This is a genomic window from Streptomyces sp. SudanB25_2051 (assembly GCF_964272635.1).
Classification (GTDB): Bacteria; Actinomycetota; Actinomycetes; order Streptomycetales; family Streptomycetaceae; genus Streptomyces.
This window is the reverse complement of the sequence record NZ_OZ186787.1, coordinates 6,291,924-6,309,287: the sequence shown is the minus strand read 5'-3', so window position 1 is coordinate 6,309,287 and position 17,364 is coordinate 6,291,924. Positions and strand designations below refer to the sequence as shown.

6 protein-coding genes are annotated in these 17,364 nt (G+C 76.4%); 3 read left to right on the top strand and 3 right to left on the bottom strand.

The features are described 5' to 3' along the window. Nucleotides 1-278 precede the first annotated feature (278 nt). Genes ACSUPT_RS27690 through ACSUPT_RS27680 form a run of 3 tightly spaced genes read left to right on the top strand, consistent with a single transcriptional unit; the run spans nt 279 to nt 10,530 of the window. Nucleotides 279-7,601: an amino acid adenylation domain-containing protein gene (locus ACSUPT_RS27690; RefSeq protein WP_436946001.1), complete on the top strand. Its 7,323-nt coding sequence runs from the start codon at nt 279-281 to the stop codon at nt 7,599-7,601. Continuing rightward, nucleotides 7,598-9,232: a cytochrome P450 gene (locus tag ACSUPT_RS27685; protein ID WP_436946000.1), complete on the top strand. Its 1,635-nt coding sequence runs from the start codon at nt 7,598-7,600 to the stop codon at nt 9,230-9,232. Before ACSUPT_RS27690 ends, ACSUPT_RS27685 begins: the two co-directional genes overlap by 4 nt. A gap of 41 nt (nt 9,233-9,273) precedes the next feature. Next, a complete protein-coding gene (locus tag ACSUPT_RS27680; RefSeq protein WP_436945999.1) occupies nt 9,274-10,530 on the top strand; it encodes an MFS transporter in 1,257 nt (418 codons plus the stop codon). A 104-nt stretch (nt 10,531-10,634) separates the two neighbouring features. Here ACSUPT_RS27680 and ACSUPT_RS27675 read toward each other — a convergent pair whose 3' ends face one another. The 3 genes from ACSUPT_RS27675 to ACSUPT_RS27665 form a co-directional block, all read right to left on the bottom strand. Then, nucleotides 10,635-13,544 (bottom strand): helix-turn-helix transcriptional regulator, encoded by a 2,910-nt coding sequence (locus tag ACSUPT_RS27675; protein ID WP_399218309.1) that lies wholly within the window; start codon nt 13,542-13,544, stop codon nt 10,635-10,637. Nucleotides 13,545-13,694: 150 nt separating this feature from the next. Next, a complete protein-coding gene (locus ACSUPT_RS27670) occupies nt 13,695-13,928 on the bottom strand; it encodes a hypothetical protein (protein ID WP_436945998.1) in 234 nt (77 codons plus the stop codon). Nucleotides 13,929-14,002: 74 nt separating this feature from the next. After that, complete coding sequence (locus ACSUPT_RS27665; RefSeq protein WP_436945997.1) at nt 14,003-17,164, bottom strand: type 2 lanthipeptide synthetase LanM family protein; 3,162 nt, start codon at nt 17,162-17,164, stop codon at nt 14,003-14,005. Between the last annotated feature and the right edge of the window lie 200 nt (nt 17,165-17,364).

Genomic DNA, 17,364 nt, shown 5'->3' with positions numbered 1-17,364 from the left:
GTGGGCCGCCGCCGGGGCCACCGGGTCGCCTCGGCGTCCGGGGCGCGGCCGCCCACGCGCGGCGCCCGCCCCTGCCCCTCACGTACCCACCACCGCCGGTGCCTTGGAGCACGACCGCGGACCAGGCGGGCACCGGCCGGCCCCACGGCTTCCGGCACGACCGCGGACCACTGCGAAGAACACCGACCGCTGACGACTTCCGGCACGACCGCAGACCACTGCGGGCACCGACCGCTGATGACTTCTGCTCACCGACTCTCCGATGGGACGGAACCCCGATGACCACCGCACACGCCGAACGCGCCACCGCATCACCCTCCTCCCCCTCCCCCGCCCCCTCCGCCCCGTCGGGCTCCGGGCTCTCGCCGGCCGCGCGCCGCCTCCTGGAGCTCCGCCTGCGCGGCCGGGCCGGCGCCGCGCCCACGGGCATCCCCCGCCTGGACCCCCGCCCGGAGCTCGTCCCGCTGTCGGCGGCGCAGCAGCGCCTGTACTTCCTGCACCGCCTCGACCCGGACGGTGTCGAGTACCTGATGCCGGCCGCCTGGCGGTTCACCGGCCCGCTGGACACGGCCGCGCTCGACGGGGCCGTCCGCGACCTGGTCGGACGCCACGAGCAGCTGCGGGTCGTCTTCACCGAGGAGGACGGGGTGCCCGCGCAGCGGGTCCTCGACGGGGAGCCCGCCGGCCTCGACGTGGTGGAGCTGCCCGCGGCCGTACGGGAGGGCGGCGCCGACGCGCTCGCCGCGGCCGTGCGGGAGGTCGCCGCGCAGCCCTTCGACCTCGCATCCGAGCCCGGCTTCCGGGCGGTGCTGCTGCGGGTCGCGGACGACGACCACGTGCTCGTCCTGGCCCTGCACCACATCGTCGCGGACGGCTGGTCGCTGGACGTGCTGCTGCGCGACCTGGCCGCCTTCCACCGGGCCCGTGTCGAGGGCACCGACGCCGCCCTGCCGGCCCTGCCCATCGCGTACACGGACTACGCGGTGTGGCAGCGCGGCAGCGACCACGGCGACGACCTCGCCTACTGGCGCCGCACGCTCGCCGGGCTGACCCCGCTGGAGCTGCCCACCGACCGTCCGCGCCCCGCCGAACGCTCCTACACCGGCGCCCTGCACACGGTGGAGCTGCCCGAGGAGCTGACGAAGCGGCTGCGGGCCCTGGGCGAGCGCCTCGACGCGACCACCTACATGACGCTGATGTCGGCGTTCCAGGCGACCCTGGCCTTCCACAGCGGGCAGGACGACATCGCGATCGGCACCGTCGTGGCCAACCGTGAGCGGCCCGAGACGGAGCAGCTCGCCGGATTCTTCGTGAACACCCTGGTCGTGCGCACCGATCTGTCGGGCGACCCGACCGGCGACGAGCTGCTGGGCCGTACGCGGGAGAGCGTGCTGGGCGCGCTGTCGCACCAGTCGCTGCCGTTCGAGAAGGTCGTGGACGAGCTGAGCCCCGAACGCGACCTGGGCCGCAATCCGCTGTTCCAGGTGCTGTTCACCCACACCCCGGTCTCGTCGGGCGTCTTCCGGCTCGGGGAGACGGCGGGCACGGCGTTCCCCATCGACCTGACGACGGCGAAGTTCGACTTCACGCTGGACGTGCTGGAGGGCGACGGGCGGATCGCGCTGCGGTTCGTGTACCGCCCGGACCTGTTCACCGAGGAGTCCGTGTCCCGGTTCGCCGCGCACCTGGTGGCGGTGCTGCGGGCGTTCGTGCGGGTGCCGAGCGTGCCGCTGAGCGAGATGGCGCTGCTCACCGACGAGGAGATCGGGGAGCTGCTGGGCCCGGACGGCCCCGCGAACCGCCCCGCGCTCCCCGAGGTGGGCGCGGGGCCGGAGGCGGCCGAGTCCGCCGCGCCGCGCGGTGCCCTGGAGCGGTTCGCCGAGCAGGTGCGGCGCGCCCCGGACGCCGTCGCCGTGTCGGGCGGGGGGCGGAGCCTGACGTACGGGGAGCTGGACGCCGCGTCGCGGGCGCTGGCCGGGCGGCTGCGGGCGGCCGGCGCGGGGCCGGAGCGGCTGGTCGGCGTGTGCGTGGAGCGCGGCCCGGAGCTGGCGGTGGCGCTGCTCGGGGTGTGGCGGTCGGGGGCGGCGTACCTGCCGCTGGACCCGTCGCACCCGAAGGCCCGCCGGGAGTTCACGGTGACCGACGCGGGCGTGTCCCTGGTGGTCGCGGGCGGTGCGGGGCGCGCGGCCGTGGAGGGCCTGCCGGTGGAGGTGGTGCCCCTGGAGGGCGGCGGCGCGGGCGACGGCGCGCACGGGGCCTCGCTCGAGGAGGCGCCGGGCGCGGACCGGCTGGCGTACGTCATCTACACGTCCGGTTCCACGGGCCGTCCCAAGGGCGTGGAGCTGACGCACGGGAATCTGGCCTGGCTGCTGGACGCGGCCGACCGGCACTTCTCCTTCGGCGCGGACGACGTGTGGACGCTGGTGCACTCCCCCGCGTTCGACTTCTCCGTGTGGGAGCTGTGGGGGCCGCTCACCTCGGGTGGCCGGGTCGTGGTGCTCACCGACGACGAGGTGCGCGACCCGGCGGCGGTGCTGCGGGTGCTGCGCGAGGAGCGCGTGACGGTGCTGAACCAGACGCCCGCCGCGTTCAAGGGGCTGCGGGCGCACATGGCCCAGGCCGGCGCCGTCTTCGCGGACCTCGCGCTGCGGACGGTGGTCTTCGGCGGGGACGCGTTCGACGCGCGGGACTACCGCGACTGGTTCACCGTCCCGGAGGACGAGCGGCCCGCGCTGGTCAACATGTACGGCATCACCGAGACAACCGTGCACGTCACGTACCGGCTGATCACCGAGGCGGACACGGTGTCGCCGGTCACCTCGCCCATCGGACGGCCGCTGACCGGCCAGCACGGCTACGTCCTGGACCGGTTCCGGCGGCTGGTGCCCCGCGGCACGGTCGGTGAGCTGTACGTCGCCGGCGGCGGCGTGGCGCGCGGCTACCGCAACCGCCCGGAGCTGTCCGCCGAGCGGTTCCCCGCCGACCCGTTCGGCCCCGGCGGGACGCGCATGTACCGCACGGGCGACCTGGTGCGGGTGCTGCCCGACGGGGAGCTGGCGTACGTGGGGCGCGCCGACCACCAGGTGAAGGTGCGGGGCTTCCGCATCGAGCCGGGCGAGATCGAGACGGCGCTGCGCGCCCTGCCCGGTGTGGCGGACGCCGCCGTGGTGGCCCGCCCGGAGCCGCAGGGCGCCCGGCTGGTGGCGCATCTGGTGCTGACGGAGGGCAGGCCGCTGGACGCGGCGGACCTGCGGGACCGGCTGCGGCTGACCCTGCCGTCGTACATGGTGCCCGCGCTGTTCGTGCGCCACGACCGGCTGCCGATCACCGCGAACGGCAAGGTGGACCGGGGGGCGCTGCGCGCGGTGGCGGGTGACGCGGCCGCCGCGCCCGCCGGGTACGTCCCGCCGCGCGGCGCGGCCGAGGAGGCGCTCGCCCGGGTGTGGGCGGAGGTGCTGGGCGTGGAGCGGGTCAGCCGCGCGGCCAACTTCTTCGACCTGGGCGGCGACTCGATCCTGGCGCTGCGGGTGATCGGCCTGGCCCGGTCGGCGGGGCTCGCGCTCACGGTGCCGGACCTGTTCCGGGCGCCGACGCTGGGCGACCTGGCGGGCCGGGCGACGGCGGCCGACGGGGAGGCGCCGCCCGCGGTGGAGCCGTTCTCGCAGCTGGACCCGGCGGACCGGGAGCGGCTCCCGGAGGGCCTGGAGGACGCCTACCCGCTGACGATGCTCCAGGCCGGCATGCTGCACGAGATGCTCGCCGACGAGCGGCGCGGCGCGTACCACAACGTCACCGACCTGAAGATCACCGTCCCCGAGGGGTTCGACCCGGCGGCGTTCCAGGCGGCGGTGGACGCGGTGGTGCGGGAGCACGGCATCCTGCGGACCTCCGTGGACCTGGTGTCGTACTCCGAGCCGCTCCAGCTGGTGCACCGCGAGGCGTCCCTCCCGGTCGGCTACACGGATCTGCGGGGCCTGCCCCGGGAGGAGCAGCGCGCGGCCCTGCGGCGGTACGTGGACGAGGAGTTCGGGCGCCGGTTCGACCTGGCGGCGCCGCCGCTGGTCCGCATCCACCTGCACCACCTCACCGACCGGGAGCTGCGGCTCACCCTGACGGACTGCCATGTCGTCCTGGACGGCTGGAGCCTCACGTCGCTGATCGCCGATCTGCTGGACCTGCACCGGAAGGCGGTGGCGCAGGGCCGCGAGCCGGGTCTGCCCGCCGCGCCCCGGTTCGCGGAGTACGTGGCGCTGGAGCGGGCGGCCCTGCGGGACGAGGAGAGCCTCGCGTACTGGCGTACGGCGCTGGACGCGCTGAGCCCGGTGCGCTTCACGCGGCGCGGCGCCGACGACGAGGAGGCCGCGGGCGGCGTGTACGAGACGAAGCGCTCGTACAAGCGGCTCGCCGGGCCCGTCGGGCGGCTCGCGCGGCAGGCCGGCGTGCCGCGGCGGACCGTGCTGCTGACGGCCTTCCACCACCTGATGGGCCTGTACGCCGAGCAGGACGACAGCGCGGGGCACGCGATCGGGCTGGTCACCAACGGCCGGCCGGAACTGCCGGGCGCTGACCGGATGCGCGGGCTGTTCCTCAACACGGTGCCGTTCGGCGTGGAGCGCCCGCGCGGCAGCTGGCTGGAGTACCTGAAGGCGGTGTTCGCGGCCGAGCAGGACATGCTGCCGCACCGCAGGGTGCCGCTGGTGCGGCTGGCGCAGCTGCGGCCGGGTGAGCCGAGCCCGGTGCAGGCGGTGTTCAACTTCGTCAACTTCCACCGGCTGTCCGGCGACACGTGGGACGAGTCCATGGAGATCGCCCGCACGATGTTCCCGCTGCTGGTCAACGCGTCCGTGGACGGCTTCCAGCTGGACGCCGACCCCGCGTACGTGTCCCCGGCGACGGCGGACGAACTGGCGGACCTGCTGTGCGCGGTGCTGGAGACGATGGTGACCGCACCGGACGCGCCCGTCACCCGTCCCGCGCCGCGCGGCGAGGCGCGGGAGCGGGCGCTGGCCCAGGCGCGCGGGGCGGACCTGCCCGGCGAGGGGCTGATGTTCCACGAGTGCGTGGCGCGGCACGCCGCCCGCACCCCCGGGGCGGTGGCCGTCGCCCACGGGGACGAGGAGGTCACGTACGCCGAACTGGACGGGGCCGCCGAGCGGTTGGCGGCGCGGCTGCGGAGCCTGGGGGTGGGCCCGGAGGCGGTCGTCGGGATCTGCGTGGACCGCGGCCCGGACATGCTCCGTGCGGTCCTCGGCGTGCTCAAGGCGGGCGGGGCGTTCCTGCCGCTGGACCCGCAGCACCCGGTGGAGCGGCTGGCGTTCACGGCCCGCGACAGCGGCATGCGGGTGCTGCTCACGCAGTCGCCGCTGGCCGGGGCGGTGCCGTTCGACGGTCCCGTGCTGCGCCTGGACGACCCGGCGGTGTGGGAGCCGTCGCCGGAGCCGGTGGCCGGGGCGCCCGCCGTGACGCCCGACACGACCGCGTACGTCATCTACACGTCCGGCTCGACGGGCACCCCCAAGGGCGCGGCGGTCCCCCACCGGGGCCTGACGAACATGCTGGAGGGCCAGCGGGACCTGGTGCAGCCGTCACCCGGCGACCGGGTGCTGCAGTTCGCGTCGTTCAGCTTCGACGCGTCGATCCTGGAGATGACGTGGGCGCTCGCCAACGGCGGCCGGCTGTGCACCGCGCCGAAGGAGGCCCTGCGGCCCGGCCCGGACCTCGCGGAGACGCTGCGCGCGTACGGGATCACCGGGACGATGCTGCCGCCCAGCGCGCTCGCGGTGCTCGGCGAGGACCGGTTCCCGGACCTGGCGGTGCTCCAGGTCGCCGGTGAGGCCTGCCCCGCGGAGCTGGCCCGGACGTGGTCGCGCGGCCGGCGGATGTACAACGTGTACGGGCTGAGCGAGACCTCGTCGTGGTCGGTCGCCGCACGTCTGACGCCGGACTGCCGGCGGGCGCCCATCGGCCGCCCCATCCGCAACACGCAGGTCCACGTCCTCGACGACGACCTCCAGCCGGTCCCGGTCGGCGTGCCCGGCGAGATCCACCTCGGCGGGTACGCGGTCGGACGGGGCTACCTCGACCGGCCGGAGCTGACCGCGGCGGCGTTCGTCCCCGACCCGTACGGGGCGCCCGGCGACCGGCTGTGCCGCACCGGCGACATCGGCGTACGGCGGCCGGACGGCCAGGTGGAGTGGCTGGGCCGGCGGGACGGCCAGGTCAAGCTGCGCGGATTCCGCATCGAGCTGGGCGAGGTGGAGCACGCGCTGCGGGAGCTGCCCGAGGTGCGGCAGGCGGTCGTCCTGCTCCGCCGCGACCTGCCGGGCGGCGAACCGGCCCTCGTCGCCTACGTGGTGCCCCGCGAGGGCTCCGGCGCGGGCGAGGAGGAGCTGCGGCGCGGGCTGCGGGCGCGGGTGCCCGGCTACATGGTCCCGGCGTTCTTCGTGACCCTCGGCGACCTGCCCGTCAACACCAGCGGCAAGATCGACAAGCGGGCCCTGCCGTTGCCGCCCGCGGGGCGGGAGCGGGGCGGCGCCCCGTACGTCGCGCCCCGCACACCCGCCGAACTGCTCCTGGCGGAGGTGTGGCGCGGGGTGCTGGGCGTCGACGAGGTCGGGGTGCACGACGACTTCTTCCGGCTGGGCGGCAGCTCCCTGTCCACCGTGCGGGTGGCGGCGCAGGCGACGGCGCGCGGCCTGCGCGTGACCGTCCGGGACCTCATCGAGGCCCCGACCATCGCCCAGCTGGCGTCCCGTGCGGGGACGGCGCCCGGCGCGGAGGTCCGCTCCGAGGTGCGGCTGCGGGACGGGGACGGCGCGCCGCTGTGGTGCGTGCACCCGACGGGCGGGAGCGCCGCCTGGTACGTGCCGCTCGCCCGGGAGCTGCCGCCGGGCCGGCCGGTGCGGGCGTTCCAGGCGCGCGGCCTGCTGGGCGGGGTGGACCCGACCACGGTGGCCGGGATCGCGGCGAACTACGTCGCCGAGATCACCGCGCACGGCGGGCGCGGCCCGCACGACCTGCTGGGCTGGTCGATGGGGGCCAACCTGGCGCTGGAGATGGCCACGCAGCTGTACGCGGCCGGGCACACCGTGGAGCCGCTCGTGCTGATCGAGCCGTACCTGCCGAACCCGGTGGCGGCCGAGCGGCTGGCCGGCGTGGGCCGCGACATGGTGACCGCGCTCGGCATGCGCGACCGGATCCGCGGGCTCGCCCCTTCCGCCGAGCGGGAGGCGGCGGTGGCGGAGCTGACCGCGCTGCTGCTGGGCGCGGGGATGAGCCCGAGCGAGGCGGCGCTGGTGGAGAACGCGCCGATCGAGGTGTGGCACTCGCTGCTGGTCGCGCTGGCCGGCTACCGGGTGCGCCCGTACCCGGGCCACATCCACCTGGTGGTGGGCAGCACGGCGGCCGGGCTGCCCGAGGACGAGCCGATGCCCGGACTGGACGTCGGATACCGGACCTATGTCGAACGGTGGCGCGAACTGGCGCTGGGCGGGCTGACGGTCCATGTCACGGAGGGGGACCACATGTCGATGATGTCCGAGCGGCTGATGCCCGCGACCGCCGCGCTGCTGGCGAAGATCGGGACGGGGGTCGCGCGATGAACCCGGTCACCACGGCCCCGCACGGGCACGCCACCACCACGCCCATGGCGCCGGCCCCGGTCGCGCCCACGGCCCCCACCGAGCGCACCGGCACCACCTCGGCCGCCACCACCGCACCGGCTCCGGCTCCGGCCGCGCACGGGTCGGCCGCCACCGCACCGGCCACGGCCCCGCACGGGTCGGCCGCCGGCTGCCCGGTCCACGCGGCCGCGGCCCCGGCCCCGGCCGCCACCACCGCTCCGGCCGCGCCCGCGCACGGGTCGGCCCCCGCGGCCACCGGCTGCCCGGTCACGGGAGGGGCGGCCGCCACCGCCCCTCCCCGCCCGGCCGGGACACGGGCCACGACCGTGACGGCGGCACCGGCCTCCGCGCCCACCGGCACGCCCGCCTGCGCGGCCGGCACCCGCGCGCCGGGCTTCACCGAGCAGTACCTGCTCTCGCCCGCGGTCAACGCCGACCCGTACGGCTACCTCAACGCGCTGCGCGACCACGACCCCGTCTACTGGAGCGCGATGCACCGGGCGTGGCTGGTCACCGGCCACGACCACCTGATGCACTGCCTGCGCGACCCCGCCGTCTCGGCGGACCGGGTGCGGCCGCTGATGGACGCCGTGCCGGAGGGCGCCCGCGACGACGCGGAGCGGGCGTTCGGCATCCTGTCCCGCTGGATGGTCTTCAACGACCCGCCGCAGCACCGGCGGCTGCGCCAGGTCTTCCAGGACCAGTTCGCCGCCCGGGCCATCGGCCGCTACCGCGCCTTCGTGGAGCGGGCCGCCCGTGCCATGGCGGACCGGCGGGCCGCGCCCGGCAAGGCCGGGGACCTGGTCGCCGACATCGCCCGGCCGCTGCCGGCGCTGGTGTTCGCCCGCTGGCTGGGCGTGCCGCAGGCCGAGGCGCCGTCCTTCTGGTACTGGAACGCCCGCGTGGGCGACCTGGTCCTCGGGGCGGCGCAGGAGGAGCGCGAGTACCGCACGTCCCTGCAGTCCCTGGTCAATCTGGAGGACTACCTCGCCGACCTGGTGCGGCAGCGCCGGGCCGACCCGAAGGACGACCTGATCAGCGCCGTGCTGGCGGGCGGCCGCATCGGGACGTCCGTCAGCGAGGAGGAGTTCGTCGGGATGCTCACGCAGATGGCGTTCGCGGGCGGCGAGACGACGAGCAACCTCATCGCGAACACGCTCCTCGCCCTCCTCGCCCGGCCCGACCAGCTGGCGGCTGTCCGCGAGGACCCGGCGGCGCTGGTGCCGATGGCGGTGGAGGAGACGATGCGCTTCGACGGGCCGTCGAAGATGTCCATCCGCATCGCCGCCGGCGACCTGGACCTCGACGGCCGGGCGGTACGGGCCGGGGACCGGCTGTTCCTGGTCACCGCCGCCGCCAACCGGGACCCGGACCGGTTCGCCGACCCCGACCGGTTCGACGTCAGGCGCGGCAGCGGCGGGCCCATGCACCTGGGCTTCGGGTTCGGGGCGCACTTCTGCGTCGGCGCGGCCCTCGCCCGGCTGGTCGCCGTGAGCGCGGTCGACGTGCTCGTACGGGAACGTCCCGGCCTCCGGCTGGTCGACGAGCCCCTGTCCTGGCAGCCGTCGCTGCTCAACCGCGCGTTGACGGCCCTGCCCGTCCGCTACTGACCACCCGCCGCCCGCTGGGGCGGCGAGACGAAGGGTTCGACATGGCGAACACTCTGACCAGCGCCGGGGCGCGGCTCTGGTCCCCCGCCCGGCAGCGGTCGTTCCGGCTCCTGTGGATGGGCCAGTCGCTGTCCCTGCTGGGTGACGGCTTCAGCTACATCGCGTTCTCGTGGATCACGCTGAGCCTCACCGGCTCGACGCTGAGCCTCGGCTACGTGCTGGCGTTCCAGGCGGTGCCGCGGGCGGTGCTGACCCTGGTCGGCGGGTCGCTCAGCGACACCTGGTCCAGCCGGACGCTGATGGCGTTCTCCAGCTGGGCGCGCGCCGCCCTGATGGTGACGGTGGGGCTTCTGGGTCTGGCCGGTTCGCTGACGGTGTGGATGCTGTGCGCGGCCGCGGCGCTGTTCGGCGCGGTGGACGCGTTCTTCCAGCCGGCCAGGGCGTCCATCCTGCCGACCGTGGTCGACAAGGAGACGCTGGCGCCCGCGAACGCTCTGCTGGGGGTGGGCGCCAAGGTGTCGGCGGTGCTCGGCCCGGCCGTGGGCGGCTTGGTGGTCGCGGTGGCGGACGCGCCGGTCGCGTTCCTGGTGGACGGCGTGTGCTTCGCCTTGTGCGGGCTGTGCGTGGCGAGCATCCGGACGCTGCCGGCGAAGCCGCAGGGGGACGGGGACGCGGGCGGTGCGGACGCGCCCGCCGCGTCGCTGGGCGCCCGCATCCGGGAAGGGCTGCGCTACGCGTGGGACGACCCGCGCATCCGTACGGTGCTGGTGGTGGACATGGCGGTGACGTTCTGCCACTCGGGGCCGTTCACGGTGGGCTTCGCGACGCTGGCGAAGGTCGACCTGGAGGGCGGCTCCACGACGCTGGGCCTCCTCAACGGCGCCCTGGCGGGCGGGGCGATGCTGGGCGCCCTGGCCGGCGGGATGGTCGGCGGGCGGCCCCGCGTCGGGCTGATGATCGCGGCGCTGGCCGGGTGGCTCGCCCTCGGCATGGGCGTCCTCGGGACGGTCGGCAACACGGCGGCCGCGCTCGGCACGGTCCTGATGATGGGCTTCGGCATCGGCTTCCAGGGCGTGTTCGGGGTGAGCTGGATCCAGCGGAACATCGACGGCTCGGTGCTGAGCCGGGTGATCTCGGTGGACATGGTCCTCGGGTACGCCGTCGCGCCGCTGTCGCTCGTCGTGTGCGGGGCGCTCGCCCAGTCGGGCACGGCGCCGATGTTCGCGCTGACGGCGGTGATCCTGACGCTGACCGCGCTGGGGATCCTCGCCTCGCGGACGGTGCGCGAGATGCGCTGAGGGCCCCGCGCCCGAGCGCCGGACCACCGCGGACCGTACGCCCCCGAACGGGGTGCCGTACGGTCCGCGCGGCCGTCCGCGGCGGTTGCCCGGCCGGGCGGGGCTCAGGACGCGAAGGACACCGAGAACTCGCACAGGGCCGCCCGGTTGGTGCGGCCGGTCTTGGTGCCGAGGCTGGCGATGTGCTTCTCGACCGTGCGGGGCGAGATGTACAGCCGGTCGGCGATCTCCTTGTTGCCGAGCCGCTCCGGGAGCAGTTGGAAGACCTCGTACTCGCGGACCGTGATCCCGAGCGCCCGCAGCTCCTCCGGGATGCGGCTGCTGCCGGTGCGGTGCTGGTGGACGGGCGCGCCGAGCCGGCGCAGGGCGGCGCGGCAGGCGTTGGTGACGGCGGGCACGGACGCCTGGTGGAAGTGGTGCTCGGCGCGGCGCAGCCAGGCGACCGGCTCGCCCCAGCCGTGCGTGTGGGCGTCCTCCGATATCAGCCGCAGCGCCAGGTGCAGCGCCGTCGGGTACGGCTCCGCGACGCGCAGCGCCTCGGCGGCGGCGCCGGCCGCGTCGGCGGGGCGGCCCTCGCGGCCGAGCAGCACGGCGTCGGCGAACAGCACGAACTGGCGGTTCCAGCGCATGCGGCCGGGCGCGGTCGCGGCGGTCTCCTCCTGTTCGGCGCGGCCGGCGTCCCCGGCGAGCACGTCGAGGAGGACGCCGATGCCGTACCGGCCGCTCAGGTAGTAGGTGCTGGGGTTGGCGTGCTCCAGTGCGGCCACGTCCCGCAGCGCCCGTACGGCGCCGTCGCGGTCCTCCTCCATGAGGGCGCAGAACGCGCGGGCGAGCCCGATCGTGAGCGGCTCCTCCTGCGAACCGGCGCCGTCCCATTCGGCGAACGCGGCCAGCGCCTGGTCCATGGCGGCCCGGTCGCCCTGGTGGGCGGCGAGGGTCGCCTGCGCCATCAGCACGTACCGGCTGGCGGGGGCGAGGCGCAGGCGCCGCACGACGGCGAGGCACTCGTCGGCCGCGCGGCGGGCCGTGCCGAAGTCGCCGCGCAGGACGGCGTCGAGGACGAGGATGCCGTCGATGGTGTGGACGATGGTGGCCGAGCCGAGCCGCAGCGCCTCCTCGCGGGCGGCGAGCAGCGGGGCCGTACTGCCGTCGGTGAGCCAGTTGTTGCCGCCGATGCGGGTGAGGGCGTACATCCGCTGGAGGGGCAGCCGGTGCTGCTCGGCGGTGAGGAGGGCGGACTCCAGGAGCGCGGTCGACTCGTCGAAGTCCCGTTCGCGGGCGAGGGTGGCGAGCAGTTCCCACGCCTGGCAGACGGCGGAGGGCAGGTGGTGGCGTTCGGCGGCCTGCAGGGCGGCGCGGGCCAGTTTCTCGGCCTGCTGGGTGCAGTCGGGGCCGGGGGTGTCGAGGGCCAGGTAGGCGGCGGCGACGTCCACGAGGGCCCCGGCCCGTTCGTCGGGGCCGCGGCGCAGCAGGGCGCGGGCGTGGGCGATGGCGCGGTTGCCGTCCTCCCAGCGGCCGGCGGTGTGGGCGACCTTGGCGAGGCGGGTGTGCAGGGCGGCGAGGCGGGAGACGGTCAGGTCGGTGCCGGCGAGGGCGTTCAGCTCGCGGGCGAGGCTGAACGCCCGGTCGAAGTCGCCGGTCTCGGCGAGCGCGGGCAGCAGTGTCTCCAGGACCTCGGCGCGGCGGGTGGCGTCGCCGCTGTCGGCGAGGAGCCGCTCGGCGCGGGAGAGGAGGGTGACGGCGGAGCTGATCGCCCCGGCGGCGAGCGCGCGCCGCCCTGCCTCGGCGAACAGCCGCCCGGCCTCGGTGACGTCGCCTTCCTCGGAGCGCAGCCCGGCGGCGAGCTGGCACCAGTCGCCCTCCAGTCCGGGGTGGAGGGCCTGGACGGCGGCGGCGGCCCGGCCGGCGAGTTCGGCGCGGCGGCCGGGGGTGAGCTGGGTGAACAGCGCCTCGACGGTGAGGGGATGGCGGAAGGCGTACCAGTCGGGTGCGGGTTCGTCGGGGACGACGAGGCGGGAGGCGACCCCGGCGTGGAGGTGGCTGAGGAGTTCGCGGTCGTCGACGCCGGTGACGTCCTGGAGGACGGTCAGGGGGAAGCGCCGTCCGATGACGGCGGCCGCCGAGAAGAGGTCGCGGGCCTGCGGGCCGAGCCGGTCGATGCGCTGGAGGAGGCCCTTGGCCATGGAGGTGGAGACGTCGCCGCGCAGGTCGCCCACGACCTTCCAGCCGTCGTCGCCGTTGACGAGGGACCCGCTGGTGACCATGGATTGGAGGCGTTCCTCGACGAGGAGCGGGCTGCCCGCGCTGTCCTCCCACAGGCGTTCCAGGGCGGCCTCGGGGACGCCGTCGACGTCGGTGCCGAGCTGGGACGCGGCGAGGGCGGCCACCTCGTCGCGGGTGAGGGAGGCCAGGTCGAGGGTGGTCCCCACGCGCCGCCAGCGGGCCGACTCGGCCAGGTCAAGGGCGTCGCAGGGCTCGGTGCGGATGGTGGCGAGCAGCACGACGGGCGCCTGGTCGAGGTTGTCGACCAGGTACTCGACGACGGCGAGCGTCTCGGGGTCCGCGTCGTGCAGGTCCTCCAGGAGCAGCAGCGTGCCGCGGTCCTTGCCGGTGGCGATGAGCAGCCGCAGCACGGCCTCGCCGAGGACGATCATGGAGCTGCCGGCCTGGACGTCGCCGCCCCAGTCGGGGATGAGCCGCCCGAGGACGGGCCGGTAGGGGCCGAGGGGCAGGTCGTCCAGGGGTTCGCCGCCGCGGAACAGCGACATGAGGGCCTCGGTCAGCGGCCGGAACGGGACGGCGGGGCCAGTGGTGGTGGACCGGCCCCGCAGTACGCGCATCCCGTTGCCGACGGCCATGCCGACCGCCTCGGCGGCGAGCCGGGTCTTGCCGATGCCCGCCTCGCCGACCAGGAACACGCCCCGCCCGCGCTGGGCGCACGCGTCGGTCAGGGCACGGGCGAGTTCCCGTAAATGGAGGTCACGTCCGACGATGTGCGGAACATGTGAACGCATGAGCGCATGCTAGTGCGCGGTGCCGCGAACCGGTCAACGGTTGCGGAAGTCCCCCGTACCGGCCGGGCCCGCCGGTCGGCGGGCCCTGTGCCTCGTACCTGGCGTACCGGGCGGGCCGGGCATGGATGGGTCGCGCGGGGTGGCGGGGTGTCAGCCGTGCACGTTGGGCGCGGAGACGCTGGTGTCGAACGAGCTGAGGGTGATCACGATGCCGCTGGTGAGGACGAGGCCGGCGAGGGCGCGGGCGCGGGCGCAGGCCCGGTTGCGCCCGGAGAGGGCGATGCCGCCGGCCGGGTCGGCGCCCACGGCCGTCTGAAGGGCCTCCACCTCGGCCGGGGCGGCGGAGGTGACGGCGGCGGTCGCGGAGGCGGCGGTGTTCTGCATGGCAGTGGTGGCCTTTCTTCTCGCGGAAGGAGGGTGAGGAGCGTGGTGCGGTGGCGCCGGGCGGCCGGTGGCGGTCAGCGGCGCCGGCGGGTGTCGAGGAGCAGGACGGAGGGGACCTCGTCGGGGAAGGCCAGCCGGAGCAGTTGGTGGCCGATGCCGGAGAGGCCGGTGAGGAGGCCGGGGGACGGGACGTGGCCGGGGGTTCCGCAGCGGTGGCCGTACTGCTGGAGGCCGCCGAGCACCTCGCCGGTGCGCCGCGTCAGCGCGTCCCGCGCCCCGTCGTGGTCGTGCCCGGCCAGCGCGGCGAGCAGTTCCAGGGAACCGAGGGCTCCCTGGCGGATGCTCAGGTCGTTGCGGCAGCCGGAGCCGTCCAGGTGCCGCACCCACCGGTCGGCGTCGTCCCACAGGTCGGCGGGCGGCAGGGCGTCCAGGGCGGCGAGCGCGGTTCCGGGCAGCCCCGCGTACCAGCCGCCTTCCCCGCCCGCCCGGTGCGGGGCGGCCAGGAGAGCCGACCGCAGCAGGGCCGTACCGGTGCGGGCGTACGACTCCGGGGCCGGCCATCCGGATCCGGCCGGGCCCGCGGGCGCGTCCGCCGCGAACCGCAGCAGTGCCCAGCCCGTCCCGGCGTCGCCGTGGGCGAATCCGGGGTCGCCGCAGGGCCTTGCCGCCGCGCGGGCGAGCCGTGCGGCCAGCCGGTGGGCGAGGGCGGCGGCGCGGGGTGCCGCTCCGGTGCGGTGGGCGGCCAGGGCGGCGGCCAGCGCACCGGCGAGACCGTCCGCCAGCGCGGCGGGCACGCCGTCGGGCGCCCCGGCCGCGTCGCCCGCCTCGTCGTCGCCGTACGCGGCGCCTTCCAGGGCGTCGAGGGCGAGCGGCAGGTGGGCGAGCAGTCCGTCGTCCAGCAGCGGCGCCAGCCGGGCGGTGGCGTAGACGATGCCGCCGATCCCGTGCAGGGCGCCCGGGCCCGCGGCGGCGCCCAGCGAGGGGTCGCCGGCCAGCGCGGCCAGCAGTCCGGGCAGCGGCGCCACGGCCTGCCGGGCGAGGTCCGTGTAGCGGCGGGCCCCGGCGAGCGCGCCGAGCTCGGCGAGGAACAGCGCGACCCCGCAGTAGCCCTGCGCGAGGCCGGCGCCCATGGGCAGGACCGCCCAGTGGCCGGCGGCGACCTCCTCCAGGCCCAGCCAGTTGACGCGCCCTTCACCGTGCACGGCGCGGGCGGCGACCTCGTCGGCGATCCCGCAGGCGGCGCTCAGCAGGCGGGAGGCGTCGGGTGCGACGGGCGCGGCCGGGTGCACGGACAGCTCCGAACGGGGGCTCTCGCTGCCGGAGTTGGCGTGGGCGACGGCGAGCGTCGCGTTGACGATCCACTCCTGGTCGTAGCGGTCGACCTCGCCCATCGCCGTGATCTTGTCGCGGGCGGCGGCGAGCGCGGGCCGCGCGAGGACCCCGTCGAGGCGTGTGCCGCGCGCGGTCCACACGTCGGGGTGCGCCGGGCGGTGGGAGAAGAACGGCACGTCACCGGCCCACAGGTCGGCGATCTCGTGCTCCACCAGGCGCTGCCGGGCCGGGTCGTGCGCGGACTCGGTCCACAGCAGGGAGAACACGGAGTCCCGCGCCAGGGCGTCGCCGAGGACGCCGGGGTGCGTGGACTCCTCCAGGAGGGTGGCGTAGAGGCGGGTGGAGCGGGCGATGAGGCGCCCCCGCCCGTCGGCCCAGCGGTCGAGGAGGCCCCCGAGGAGTTCGGCGCGGTGGTCGGTGATCGCCCCGTACGCGTCCCGGAAGCCCTCCAGGAGCGCGGCGCGGTGGTCGGCGTGCCGGACGGGGCGCCCGTCGGGGACGGGCCGGTTCTGCGCGGCGGGGCTGCGCACCGGGCCGCGCACCATGCGCATGGCGTCCGTGCCGCAGTCCTCCCAGCGCATCCCGTCGCTCGGGTACGCCTCGCCGTCCGCGCCGCCGAGCCCGGAGATGTCGAGGGCGCCGTTGTCGCCGATGAGGAGGCTCGGCAGCAGGCAGGTGCGGTGGACGGAGACGCTCAGGGCCTCGGCGGCCGGGTCGGGGCCGGCGGTCGTCGCCTGCGGCAGGTCGGCGTGGAGCAGGGTCTCGGCGTCCACGAGGAGCGGCTGGTCGCCCTGGGCGATGACGTTCTCGTAGTGCATGTCGACCCCGTCGAGCGCGTACAGCAGGGCGAGCAGCGCTCCCTGGCGCCGGTAGAACCGGTCGAGTTCCAGGGGGCCGCGGCACCAGCGGTGCGCGATGAACTCCATCCAGCCGTGGCCCGCGCGGCGGACGGTGCGCGGGGTGCGCAGCCCCAGGCCGGGCGTCTTGCCGTTGAGCCAGGCCACCGCCCGGTCCAGCAGCGTGTGCTGGTCGAGGGGGCGGGGCTTGTAGACGACGGTGCGGCCCCGGGCGAAGCGGAGGAGGGCGACGGACCGGCCGCCCTGGTGGGCGTCGCCGCGGTCGAGGTCGACGCGGACGAGCGGGCCGGGGTCGTCGCCGTCGCACAGCCCGGCGACGATGGCGGCGCGGTCGTCGGCGTAGCGGGCCATCAGTTCGGCGGTGGCGGCGGCCGTGTTGAGGCAGGTCTCGCCCAGCATGCGGGCGAGGACCGGGTAGCGGGCGAGCAGCGCGGCGAGGGCGTCCGGCGCGCACAGGCCCTCGACGAAGGCGGTGAACCGCTCGCGGGGCGTGGCGCCGGCGAGGAGGCCGCCGGTGCGGGCGTGGTGCAGCTCGGTGACGAGGGTGCGGGCCGCCTGGCGGGTGAGCCGTTCGCCCAGCAGCGCCTCGAAGGCGGTCCGCGCGGCGGCCGTGTCGGCGGGGGCGGTGCGCGCCTGTGCGGCGACGGACGTCCAGGCGGCGGCGATGAACGGCCGCACCACCGGCAGGAACACGGCGGGCCCCTCGGCGGCGCCGTCCTCCCGCACGGGCTCGCTGGCCGCGCCGGTGAGGGCGTCCTCCACGAAGCGGGCCCACTCCGGCCGGGTGGCGCGGGCCGCGAGGCGGCCGGCCGGTTCGGCGGCGAGCCCGAGGGCGACGTCCTCGCCGACGCCGAGCGCGGCCAGTCGCCCGGCGAAGCCCGCGGCGTCCCCGACGGACCACGGCACCGGAGTGTCGGCGGCGGGCGCGGCGACCGGTGCCGGGGCGTCCGGCGCGGCCAGCCGTTCCCGCAGGGTGAGGCCGGGGGCCCACCAGGCGGGAGGCAGCGGGCCGAGATGGGCTTCTCGGGCGAGGGCGGTTTCAGTCACGTCGATGAAACTCCCAGAGCCCGGCGGCGCGCACATGGGGGCCGGTCCCCCATATTCTGCGCGGCCGCCCCCATGGGGGGCGGGACCGGCCCCCGTGGACGGCCCGCTCGCCGGCCCCGCGGGGGCGTGACGGGCACGGATCCGTACGGGAGGGGGCCCTGCCCCGTACGCGCCGGCGCCTCGGCACCCGTACGGGCGGG